This window comes from Ectothiorhodospira marina (genome assembly GCF_900109495.1).
GTDB lineage: Bacteria > Pseudomonadota > Gammaproteobacteria > Ectothiorhodospirales > Ectothiorhodospiraceae > Ectothiorhodospira > Ectothiorhodospira marina.
This window is the reverse complement of sequence record NZ_FOAA01000002.1, coordinates 119,379-131,247: the sequence shown is the minus strand read 5'-3', so window position 1 is coordinate 131,247 and position 11,869 is coordinate 119,379. Positions and strand designations below refer to the sequence as shown.

General features: G+C 62.9%; 10 protein-coding genes. 2 read left to right on the top strand and 8 right to left on the bottom strand.

Annotated elements, in window-relative coordinates; genetic code table 11:
* The first annotated feature begins 53 nt into the window (after positions 1 to 53).
* Positions 54 to 896 (top strand): cell division protein ZapD, encoded by an 843-nt coding sequence (gene zapD / locus BMY52_RS03185; protein WP_090250854.1) that lies wholly within the window; start codon positions 54 to 56, stop codon positions 894 to 896.
* A 27-nt stretch (positions 897 to 923) separates the two neighbouring features.
* Here the strand turns inward: zapD and BMY52_RS03180 are convergent, their stop codons facing one another.
* From BMY52_RS03180 to BMY52_RS03160, 5 genes are all read right to left on the bottom strand, one after another.
* Entirely contained in the window at positions 924 to 1,421 is a 498-nt protein-coding gene (locus BMY52_RS03180; RefSeq protein ID WP_143050411.1) for a hypothetical protein, read from the bottom strand.
* 12 nt (positions 1,422 to 1,433) lie between these two features.
* Entirely contained in the window at positions 1,434 to 2,411 is a 978-nt protein-coding gene (locus BMY52_RS03175) for a Nudix family hydrolase (RefSeq protein ID WP_090250850.1), read from the bottom strand.
* Positions 2,412 to 2,428: 17 nt separating this feature from the next.
* A complete protein-coding gene (gene argJ, locus BMY52_RS03170; protein ID WP_090250848.1) occupies positions 2,429 to 3,643 on the bottom strand; it encodes a bifunctional glutamate N-acetyltransferase/amino-acid acetyltransferase ArgJ in 1,215 nt (404 codons plus the stop codon).
* Positions 3,644 to 3,646: 3 nt separating this feature from the next.
* Positions 3,647 to 6,508 carry a preprotein translocase subunit SecA gene (gene secA / locus BMY52_RS03165; protein ID WP_090250845.1) on the bottom strand — a complete coding sequence of 954 codons (2,862 nt, stop codon included), beginning with the start codon at positions 6,506 to 6,508 and terminating at the stop codon, positions 3,647 to 3,649.
* Positions 6,509 to 6,614: 106 nt separating this feature from the next.
* Positions 6,615 to 7,532 carry a M23 family metallopeptidase gene (locus BMY52_RS03160; protein ID WP_090250843.1) on the bottom strand — a complete coding sequence of 306 codons (918 nt, stop codon included), beginning with the start codon at positions 7,530 to 7,532 and terminating at the stop codon, positions 6,615 to 6,617.
* A gap of 166 nt (positions 7,533 to 7,698) precedes the next feature.
* On the opposite strand from BMY52_RS03160, the gene BMY52_RS03155 reads away from it, so the two are divergent.
* Positions 7,699 to 8,109 carry a DUF721 domain-containing protein gene (locus BMY52_RS03155; protein ID WP_090250840.1) on the top strand — a complete coding sequence of 137 codons (411 nt, stop codon included), beginning with the start codon at positions 7,699 to 7,701 and terminating at the stop codon, positions 8,107 to 8,109.
* Between the two features lie 11 nt (positions 8,110 to 8,120).
* Here BMY52_RS03155 and lpxC read toward each other — a convergent pair whose 3' ends face one another.
* The 3 genes from lpxC to ftsA form a co-directional block, all read right to left on the bottom strand.
* Entirely contained in the window at positions 8,121 to 9,032 is a 912-nt protein-coding gene (gene lpxC, locus BMY52_RS03150; protein ID WP_090250837.1) for a UDP-3-O-acyl-N-acetylglucosamine deacetylase, read from the bottom strand.
* 232 nt (positions 9,033 to 9,264) lie between these two features.
* Positions 9,265 to 10,479 carry a cell division protein FtsZ gene (gene ftsZ / locus BMY52_RS03145; protein WP_090250833.1) on the bottom strand — a complete coding sequence of 405 codons (1,215 nt, stop codon included), beginning with the start codon at positions 10,477 to 10,479 and terminating at the stop codon, positions 9,265 to 9,267.
* Between the two features lie 120 nt (positions 10,480 to 10,599).
* Positions 10,600 to 11,835 carry a cell division protein FtsA gene (gene ftsA / locus BMY52_RS03140; protein ID WP_090250830.1) on the bottom strand — a complete coding sequence of 412 codons (1,236 nt, stop codon included), beginning with the start codon at positions 11,833 to 11,835 and terminating at the stop codon, positions 10,600 to 10,602.
* Positions 11,836 to 11,869: the final 34 nt, after the last annotated feature.

Sequence of the window (11,869 nt, the reverse complement as noted above, 5' to 3'; positions counted from 1 at the left end):
AGCGCGGACCCGCCACGGCCCCGGGGCCGGCCCCCTACTTCAGAGGTGATAACATGTTTGTGAATTTCGGCCGCAAAGCGGAAAATAACGAGTATGTGGTCCACAACCCGCCTTCGGTCGCACCCGTGAAGGGATCCATCATCTACGAACAGCCTCTCCACGAGCGCATGCGCCTGTTCATGCGCTTGGAGGTATTGATGCACCGATTCTGGCATAGCCTGCAGCACGATGGCGGCCCTGATACCCACAACGCCCTGCTCACCCTGATCGAGTTACTCAACCTGACCAACCGGGTGGATCTTAAACGCGAACTCATGAAGGAACTGGAGCGTCAGACCACCAATCTGAGCCGGCTCAAGGAAGATCCTGGTGTGGATCAGCGGCGCCTGCAGGCGGTGATTGATCAACAACGCAAACTGATCGAAAACATTCACACCATCAACGGCCAGTTGGACCAGCAGGTCAAGGGCAACGACTTTTTCAACAGTGTGCGCCAGCGGGTGGCCATTCCCGGAGGCACCTGTGACTTTGACCTGCCCGCCTACCATTTCTGGCTGATGCGACCGGTCTCCGAACGCCGCAAGCTACTGGAGGAATGGGCTCGCCCCTTCGATGACATCCACGAGGCAGTGGGTCTCATCCTGGAACTCATTCGCAACGCCGGGGCCCCGCAGAATCTCACCGCCAGCAAGGGCTTCTACGAACAGACCCTGGACACCAGTCAGCCCTGGCAGATCATCCGCATCGCGCTGCCCCAGAACGCCCCCTTCTACCCCGAGATCAGCGCCGGGCGACAACGCTTCAATGTGCGTTTCCTGCAGCCAGGCGACATGCGCGAAAGGGCCCCGCAGTGCCAGGGGGATATCTCGTTCTCGCTGACGTGCTGCGCCCTGTAGCAACGGCGCGCAGGGGACAGCGCGGCTTCAGTCCTGCGTGCCACGTGCCGGGCGACTGAGCAGCACCGGAATCCGCACCTCATACTCCCGCCCCTCGTAGGCAAACCGCACCTGGGCCAGCCAGTCCAGGCGCCCTGACATGCATACGGGCAGGGCCGATGGGGCACGCCATATGCCTTCATCGCCCGCCCCGAACGCGAATCGGTTCACGCCCATGTCCATGCCCGGCATGACATAGGACACTTCCAGGGGCTCCACCGGCCCTTGGGCTTCCAGAATCAGATCAAAGTCCTCCAGGGGCGGGATGGTGTCCGGACCGCGAAGCATCAGGCGCATTCCATCCAGCGCCACGGTGCAGCCTGCACGATTCAATTCGCAGTCTTCAGCCACTGCCAGCACCACCCGGTCACCGGCCCCAGGATCCAGCATGGGGCGCAACCAGGATTCACCAGCCCAGATGCTCAGCCCCAGAACCAGCAGGATCACCGGCAGGACCTGCCACGGAGGAGGATTTCGAAGGTTCATGAAGAGACACTCCTAGTCGGATGAACAAGCGGGCCAGACCCCACGGATACCGGCCACACCCTGCCCCCCATGGGCCCGGGCACGAGGGATGTCCTCGGGGGTCATCCCGCCCAGGGCATAAACCGGACAGGCGGCCTGGTCAGCCAATGACGCGAAGCGGGTCCAGCCCAGCGGTGCGGCCCCGGGATGCGTCCTGGTAGGCGCCACGGGGGAAACCACGACGAAATCGCAACCCGCCTGTCGGGCCTGCGTCATGGAGACCTCATCATGCACCGAGGCTGCCACCAGAAAATCGGAGGCCAGCCCGGACGGTCGCCCGCGCCAATCGCAAAGCCGCTGATGATTCAGATGAACGCCATCCGCTCCCAGGTCCCGGGCCAGCGCGGGATCGGCATTGAGCATGAGCCGAACCCCTTGGCGCCGACACAGGGCCAGAGCATCCTCGGCCAGAGCGGCATAGGCCCCAGCGTCCAGTTGCGGGGCACGCAGTTGCACCAGGCTCACGGCGGGGTCCCCAAGACTGCACTCCAGATGCACCCGCAACTGCTCCGGATCCCAGTGATCCGGGGTGATGAGATAGCGGTCCGGCAGGGACAGGGCCCGGATAATGGGGCGATTGGCCTTTGGGAAATTGCGGGCATCCAGGGCCTGAACAGGCACCCATTTCAGGGGTTGACCTTCCAGGCCCTGGGGGGTGCCCTGAAAGTCAGTCACCCGGACCACATCCAGGTGGACCTGCAGGTCCGGGTAATCATGGGTCAGGCAGATCAGGGGTTCATGACTCAGGGGGGTGATGCCCAGTTCCTCGGCAAGCTCGCGGGTCAGGGCCTGGTCGCGGGACTCCCCAGGCTCTCGCTTCCCTCCTGGAAACTCCCAGCGCCCCCCCTGGTGGACATCCTGAGGGCGACGGGTGATCAGACACCGCCCCTGGTCATCCATGATCACGGCCACCACCACGGGCAGGGGCGAGCGGTCGTCACAGGTGGCCATGCGCCCTCTCCCGAGGTTCAGGAACGGTATTCGGCGTTAATGCGCACGTAGTCGTAAGAGAAGTCACAGGTGTATACCTCGGCCTGTCCATGCCCTCGCCCCCCCAGGTCGATGGTGATCATGATGTCCGCCTGATCCATGACCCGTTGACCGGCCTGCTCAGTGTACTCCGGCGCCCGCCCACCGTCGGCAACGATTCGCACGTCACCCAGATGGATGGTCACTGCATCCACATCCAGCGCCGGCAGGCCGGCGCGCCCCACGGCGGCCAGGATACGGCCCCAGTTGGGATCAGAGGCAAACAGGGCCGTCTTCACCAATGGCGATTGAGCCACGGTCATGCCAACAGTGCGCGCCTCCCGGGCATCCCGGGCATGGGTTACCCGCACGGTGACGAACTTGGTGGCCCCCTCCCCGTCCCTGACGATGGCCTGAGCCAGGCTGCGGCAGATGCGCAGCAGGGCTGCCTCGAAAAGGCCGCGATCCTCGGCGCTCTCCACTGCCACACCGGAGGCCCCGGTGGCAGCCAGGACGCAGGCATCGTTGGTGGAGGTATCGCCGTCCACGGTGATGGCATTGAAACTCTGATCGGCACATCGCTCCAGCATGGCCTGCAGCTGATCGGATTCCACCCGCGCATCAGTGGCCACATAGGCCAGCATCGTGGCCATGTCCGGATGGACCATGCCGGAGCCCTTGGCAATCCCGGTGAGGGTGACCGTACCGCCGGAGAGTTCCACCCGCTCACTGATCCCCTTGCCCACCGTGTCAGTGGTCATGATAGCGCGCATGGCGGCCTTCCACCCTTCTGCGTTCAGTCCCTCCATCGCCGCTGGCAGGACATCGACGATACGCTCCACGGGCAGGGGTTCCCCGATGACGCCAGTGGAGAAGGGCAGCACACGCTCCGGTTGGGTATCACCCGCCTCGGCCACTGCGGCGCAGCAGGCCTGCGCCGCCTGCATGCCTGGCGCGCCGGTTCCTGCGTTGGCATTGCCGGCATTGATCAGCAGATAGCGCGGCGCCTCCTGGGCCAGGTGGTCCCGCGCCACATGCACCGGCGCAGCACAGAAGGCGTTACGCGTGAAGACAGCAGCACAGCGACTACCGGGCGCCAACTCCATCAAGACCAGGTCATCGCGGCCCTTGTAGCGGATACCTGCTGCCACGGCGCACAGGCGCACTCCAGCGATGGGCAGCAGGCACTCGGGTTCAAAGAGATGAACGGCCATGGCTCAATCCAGCTTGCCGTGGCAATGCTTGTACTTCTTGCCGGAACCGCACCAGCAGGGGTCGTTGCGTCCCAGCTTGGGTTCTTCCCGACGGTAGGGCTGTTCCTGCTCATCCTCTGACTGACCGGCATCGCCGCCCCGGGGAGCACCCTGACCGATCGGCTGAGGGACGCTGCCGCCCTGGGCACCACGCGCCGGTTCTTCCTCGCCCAAGGGGCTACCTGGCTGCGCATGCTGGAACTGCATCTTCGAGGGCCTGGTGGTGGTGCGCGTCTGTTCCTCCAGGGCCGCCACATCCTCGGCGGAACGCACCTGCAACCGCATCAGCATGGACACCACGTCATGTTTGACGCGCTCCAGCAGGGATTCAAACATGGCAAAGGCTTCTTTCTTGTACTCCTGCTTGGGATTACGCTGGGCGTAGCCACGCAGGCCAATGCTCTGGCGCATGTAGTCCATGGCGGCCAGATGCTCCTTCCAGTGGCTGTCCAGCACCTGAAGCATGACGTCCTTCTCGATGCGGCGCATCATTTCTGGTCCCACCACGTCAGCCTTGGCCTTGAGTGCCGTGTGGAATGCCTCCTTCAGGCGCTCTCGCAGGGTCTCCTCGTGGAGGTCATCGTCCTTCTCCAGCCAGTCGGCAATATCCAGCTTCATACCGAACTCGCTCTCCAGGGCCTGGGCAAGGCCGGGAACGTCCCACTGCTCTTCAATGGAACCGGGGGGGATGTACTGGCTCACCGTCTGGTCGAGTACATCTTGGAGCACGGGCTCGATGGTGTCGGAAATATCCTCCGAGTCCAGCAACTCCCGGCGCTGTTCGTAGATCACCCGGCGCTGGTCATTGGCCACATCATCGTATTCCAGCAGGCTCTTGCGAATATCGAAGTTATGTCCCTCCACCTTGCGCTGGGCATTCTCGATGGCCTTGGTGACCCAGGCATTCTCGATGGCCTCGCCCTCCTTCATACCCAGGCGCTGCATCACCGCCTTGACCCGGTCGGAGGCAAAGATGCGCATCAGGTTGTCTTCCAGAGACAGGAAGAAGCGGCTTGAGCCGGGATCCCCCTGACGGCCCGCGCGACCACGTAACTGGTTGTCGATACGCCGGGACTCGTGGCGCTCGGATCCGATGATATGCAGGCCACCGGCCTCCAGGACTGCCTCGTGGCGCTTTTCCCAATCGGCCCGGATCTTCTTCACCTGCTCTGGATCCGGCGTCTCCCCCAGGCCCTCCAGCTCCGCATCCAGGCTGCCTCCCAGAACAATGTCGGTCCCGCGACCGGCCATGTTGGTGGCGATGGTCAGCGCACCGGGACGACCTGCCTGAGCAATGATATGGGCCTCGCGCTCATGCTGTTTGGCGTTGAGCACCTCGTGATGGATCTTTTCCTTGTTGAGCAGCTTGGCCAGGGTCTCCGAGGCCTCCACTGAGGCGGTACCCACCAGCACGGGCTGTTTGCGTTCCCTGCAGTCCTTGATCTCCTCGATGATGGCCTTGTACTTCTCCTGCTGGGTCATGTAGACAAGATCCTGCATGTCATTGCGCACCATGGGGCGGTTGGTGGGGATCACCACCACCTCCAGGGCGTAGATATGCTGGAACTCGTAGGCCTCGGTATCGGCCGTGCCGGTCATGCCGGACAGCTTGTCGTAGAGGCGGAAGAAGTTCTGGAAGGTGATGGATGCCAGCGTCTGGTTCTCGTTCTGGATCGGCACCCCCTCCTTGGCCTCCACAGCCTGGTGCAGACCATCGGACCAGCGCCGCCCCGTCATCACCCGCCCGGTGAATTCATCAATGATGAGGACCTTGTTGTCCCGCACCAGATACTGCACATCCCGTTGGAACAGGGCATGAGCCCGCAAGGCCGCATTCAGGTGATGCAGCACGGGGATGCTGGCGGCATCGAACAGACCCTGGCCTTCCTTGAGCAAACCGGCTTCCAGCAGCAGTTGCTCGGCCTTTTCCTGACCCTCCTCGGACAGGAAGACCTGCTTCGCCTTCTCGTCCAACACATAATCACCCTCGGACTCCTCGTCCTCCTGAGGGATGAATTGAGGGACAATATCCTTCATCCGGGTGTAGAGGTCGGAGTTTTCGCTGGTGGGGCCGGAGATGATCAGTGGCGTGCGGGCCTCGTCAATGAGGATGGAGTCCACCTCGTCGACGATGGCATAGGCCAGATCCCGCTGTACCCGATCCTCGGCGCGGAACGCCATGTTATCGCGCAGATAATCGAAACCATATTCGTTGTTGGTGCCATAGGTGATGTCAGCCGCATAGGCCTCCCGACGGGTCACCGGGCGCAGGTGCAGCGGCGCCTCGTCGTTACCAGGGAAATCGGGATCGAAAAGATAGGAGGCGCTGTCCACACCCTTGCCACCAGAGGCATTGATCACCCCCACGGACAGCCCCAGCGCATGATAGACACGCCCCATCCAGGCCGCATCCCGGCGGGCCAGGTAGTCGTTCACCGTGATCACGTGCACGCCCCTGGCGGGCAGGGCATTGAGGTAGGCCGCCAGGGTGGCCACCAGGGTCTTGCCCTCACCGGTGCGCATCTCGGCGATGCGACCGTCATTGAGCACCATGCCACCGATGAGCTGCACATCGAAATGGCGCATCTCCATGAACCGCCGACCGGCTTCGCGCACCACGGCGAAGGCCTCGGGCATGAGATCTTCCAGGGTCTCATCCTTGGCCAGACGATCACGGAATTCCCGGGTCTTGGCCTTGAGAGCCTCTTCGGAGAGGGCCTTGACCTCTTCCTCCCGTTCGTTGACGCGCTCCACCACTTTGGCATAGCGCTTGACGAGGCGGTCGTTACGACTGCCGAAGATCTTTCTTACGAGGGTTGTGACCATGAAGGTTTCGCGCTGCGTGACTGGGTTTTTGTTCGGCCATGATAACTGATCGTCCACCGGGGCGCAGGAGGCCGGGGACCGCGCCCGATGAGCCCACCCGGGCTGTCTAGCCGGAGGACTGGATGAAGCGATGAGGATTGGTATGACGACCATCCTTGAGCACTTCGAAATGCACATGGGTGCCGGTGGCCCGGCCGGTGGCGCCCATGGTTGCGATCACGTCGCCCTTGCGCACCGCATCGCCCACCGAGACCCGCATATCCCGATTGTGGGCATAGCGCGTGACATAGCCGTTACCGTGATCGATCTCCACCAGTTTGCCAAAGGCATCGTTATCGTCGGCAAACACCACGATACCGCCGGCCACCGCAATGATTTCGGTGCCAGGCCGGGCGGCAAAGTCCACCCCCCGATGAAAGGCCTGGCGGCCGGTGAAGGGGTCGGTGCGGGTGCCATAGCCGGAGGACATCCAGCCCGTCTTCACCGGGCGACCCGCGGGGGTGACCTCCTCCTGCAACTGCCCGGAGAGGATCAACCGATCCAGCAGCCGCAACTGGGACTCCCGATCGTCCAGAACCTGGGCCAGGGCGTCCAGTTCCCGCATCAGATCCGACCGCCGGGTGTCCTGCAGGACATCCTCGGGACCGCCAATACCGGGCAAGCCGGCAAAGTCGAATTCGCCATCCTCCAGGCCGGCCATGCTCACCAGCTTGCTCCCCAGGGCGTCCACGCGGGCGGCCTGAGCCTGAAGCCGGGCCACCCTGATGGTGAGGGCGTCGAGACTGGCCTCGGTGGTATCCCGGGCCTGGGCGAGTTGCTGGCGCTGCTCGACCAACGCCTGTTCCCACTGAATGACGATGGCATCCGAAGGAGCCTGACGGCTTCCCCACTGGTATCCGGCCCACAGCAGCAGGCCGCCGACCACCATCAAGGCGGCCAGGGGCACAGCAAACTGTTGCCAACGGGCACATTGGATACGACGCGGACCGTTCTGGCCCTGACCTGCGAGTAGAATGATCTGCATGACGACCTGAGTTTGTGAGTGACACCACCCGACCAAACCGCGAGCCGGAATAAGGCGGGGATGTGCCTGGCACAATCCCGTACAAAACGACAAACTTTGAGATAATAACGAAGCAGCCCGTTCAAGGGAAACCATTCACGCCCACACCCGCTTCGGAGCATTCACCATGCGTGCCCCTCGAACCTATCTCGATCCCACGATGCTGGAGCAGGCACGACGGCTGGAGGCCATGACTCAGAGTGTGCGCACTCTGCTGCCGCCGGGGCTACGGGACCATTGCTGGGTGGGAAACATCAAGGAAGGCGTATTGATCCTGGTGACGGACTCCGGCACCTGGGCGCATCAGCTACGCTACATGCAGCGGGAAATCCTCAAGCAGATGAAGGCCTATCACGGCATCAGCGCCCGGTCGGTGAAGATCCGCGTGCGACCGGTGATGCAAGCCTTTACACCGCGCCCCGGCAAGCCGTTACCCCCGCTCAACGAAGAGGCTCGCGAGGCCCTGTCCCGAGCCGCGGACTCAGTGGGGGATCCTGAACTCAGGCAGACCCTGCGTCGCTTTTCAACGCAGGGTTGATGCAGCAGTCGTCAGGCGGTGGCCGCCTGAGCGTAAGAGATGGGCAGGCGCTCGGATTCGTCCTCGAAGGTCACGATCTCGTAGGCATCCGGCTGGTGAATCAGCTGGCGGATCAGGCGATTGTTCAAGGCATGACCTGACTTGTAGCCCTCAAACGCGCCGATCAGGCTGTAGCCCAACTGGTACAGATCACCGATGGCATCCAGGATCTTGTGCTTCACGAATTCATCCTCATAACGCAGGCCGTCTTCGTTGAGCACACGGAAGTCGTCGAGTACCACGGCATTATCCAGACTGCCCCCCAGGGCCAGCTGCTTGCTGCGCAGGGCCTCGATATCCCGCATGAAACCGAAGGTGCGGGCCCGACTCACTTCCTTGACAAAGGACGTGGTGGAAAAATCCAGCTCGGCACTCTGGATACCTCCACTGAAGATCGGGTGATCAAAGCCGATGGAGAAGGCGACCTTGAAGCCATCGAAGGGTTCGAAGCGGGCCCACTTGTCATCCTCACGCACTTCCACCGGCTTCTTGATCCGAATGAAGCGTTTGGGCGCGTTCTGTTCGACGATCCCCGCTGACTGGATCAGAAAGACGAAGGGCCCCGCACTGCCATCCATGATGGGCACCTCGGCGGCGCTGACCTCGACATAAAGGTTGTCGATACCCAGACCTGCCACCGCAGAGAGCAGATGCTCCACCGTGGACACCCGCACGGGACCATCCACCATGGTGGTGGAGAGGCAGGTATCTCCGACATTCTCGGGGTGCGCCTTGATCTCCACCACTGGATCCAGATCCACGCGACGGAAGACCACGCCGGTATCCGCCGGGGCCGGGCGCAACATCAGGTAGATCTTCTCCCCGGTGTGAAGCCCCACCCCGGTGGCCCGGATGGTGTTCTTGAGTGTGCGTTGTCTGATCACAGTGATGTCCTCGAAGCGTCGGACAGCCCCCGCAGGGCGCCCTGCCGTTCCCGCCAGGGCCGGACCGGCGTCGATAAAAGTTGTCAACTATAGCACAGCATCATCTAATGTGCAGTGCAGCATAAACGGCCGATCAGCGGCCCGACCTCCCCGCTGGGCGCCCGCGCGGGGGACCCCGCCGGGTGGGGGACCCCGCCACGCGGGGCACCCCCCCGTCCTCCACAGACCATGATCAGTCAGCCTGCTTGCGCAGGAAGGCCGGGATATCCAGGTAGTCCATATTGGTGTTACCGGAAGAATCGTACCCCCCATTGCCTTGCTGCTTGCGCATGACTGCGGGGCGATCCAGCTTCTCGTAATCGACCACTTCCAGCTCCGACTGCCCCTGCTGCACAGCCGCGGCTGCCGCACCGCCGCCAGCGGCGGCCACCTGGTGGGTCTCCACCAGTTTGACGGCAGGCTTTTCCCGGGTGGGACGAGTGGCCTGCCCGGGGGTGCCCAGACCGGTGGCCACCAGGGTCACGCGCAATTCGTCGCTCATGTCCGGATCGATCACCGTACCCACCACCACGGTGGCGTCTTCGGAGGCAAATTCCTTGACGGCGGCGCCCACTTCCTCGAACTCACCGATGGACATGTCCATGCCAGCGGTCACATTCACCAGAATGCCGCGGGCCCCGGAAAGGTTCACATCCTCCAGCAGCGGACTGGAGATGGCAGCCTCAGCAGCCACCCGGGCACGATCACCACCGGAGGCGGTCCCCGTCCCCATCATGGCCATGCCCATCTCCGACATCACCGTGCGCACGTCGGCGAAGTCCACGTTGATCAGGCCCGGACGCGTGATCAATTCAGCGATCCCCTGAACCGCCCCCAGCAGCACGTCATTGGCCGCCTTGAAGGCATCCAGCAGGGTGACGTTCTTGCCCAGCACCGAGAGCAGCTTGTCGTTGGGAATGGTGATCAGGGAATCCACATACTTGGCCAGATTCTCCATGCCCGACTGAGCGACCTGCATGCGCTTCTTGCCCTCGAAGGGGAAGGGCTTGGTGACCACCGCCACGGTCAGCACCCCCATCTCCTTGGCGATCTGCGCCACCACCGGCGCCGCGCCGGTCCCCGTGCCACCGCCCATGCCGGCGGTGATGAAGACCATGTCGGCCCCATCGATCATCTCCTGGATACGCTCACGGTCTTCCAGGGCGGCCTCGCGACCCACGGTGGGATCGGCACCAGCCCCCAGACCCTTGGTGATATGGGCGCCCATCTGCAGCAGGGTTTTGGCGTCCACCCGCTTCAGGGCCTGGGCATCCGTATTCGCGCAGACGAAGTCCACGCCCTCAATGGAAGCGTTGACCATATGCTGTACCGCATTACCACCGCCGCCACCGACGCCGATGACCTTGATCACCGCGTTTTGCGGATAGGTATCCATCAGTTCAAACATTTCTGTTACCTCCTAGAACCCATTGGTTCATTCAACCTGATTGATTTTGCGAATCCCGACCACACCCAGCCAGTCGCCGCATTCCCGTGTGTTCTTTGCCATTCCCTTACCAGCCCCGCATCACAGGTTCCCCTGGAACCAGCTGCGCATGCGTGCCCAAACCGATTTCATGCCACCGCCACGCACCCCTTCGCCGGTACGTTCCTGGCGGCTTTCATGACCAAACAACAGCAGACCCACCCCGGTGGAATGCACTGGATTGCGAACCGCATCCACCAGCCCGGTCACGTAATGTGGCAATCCCAGTCGCACTGGCATATGGAACACCTCTTCGGCCAGTTCCGCGACGCCCTCCATCTTTGAGGACCCCCCGGTCAACACCACGCCCGCGGCCACCATCTCCTCGCAACCGGAGCGCCGCAGTTCCGACTGCACCAGAGACATCAATTCCTCATAGCGGGGCTCCACCACCCCGGCCAGGGTCTGACGCGAGAGCCGGCGCGGCGGGCGGTCCCCCACGCCGGGCACCTCTATGGTCTCCTCCGGATCCGCCAGCTGCCGCAGGGCGCAGGCATACTTGATCTTCAAATCCTCGGCATACTGGGTGGGCGTGCGCAGGGCCACGGCGATGTCGTTGGTCACCTGGTCCCCGGCAATGGGGATCACCGCCGTGTGACGGATGGCCCCATCGGTGAACACGGCGATATCGGTGGTGCCACCACCGATATCCACCAGGCACACCCCCAGCTCCTTCTCGTCCTCGGTGAGCACGGCGTAACTGGACGCCAGTTGCTCGAGGATGATGTCATCCACCTCCAGACCACAGCGGCGGACACACTTGATGATGTTCTGGGCTGCAGACACGGCGCCCGTCACCAGATGCACCTTGGCCTCCAGGCGCACCCCGGACATGCCCACCGGCTCGCGAATCCCCTCCTGTTCATCGATGATGAATTCCTGGGGCAGCACATGCAGGATGCGCTGGTCCGCCGGTATGGCCACTGCCCGTGCGGCATCAATCACCCGCTCCACGTCCGCCGGCGTGACTTCCTGGTCCTTGATGGCCACCACACCGGTGGAGTTGAGGCTCTTCACGTGACTCCCGGCAATGCCGGTGAACACCGAGTGGATCTGACAGCCCGCCATCAACTCGGCCTCCTCGATGGCCCGCTGAATGGACTGTACGGTGGACTCGATATTGACCACCACACCCTTCTTGAGGCCCCGGGAGGGATGCGAACCGATGCCAACGATCTCGATCTCACCCTCATCGGTGATCTCGCCAACGATGGCCTCCACCTTGGAGGTGCCGATATCCAGGCCGACGATCATTCCCTTATCCGATCGCTTCGACATAAGTATTCTTCTCCCATACCCGGACGGTCGCTGT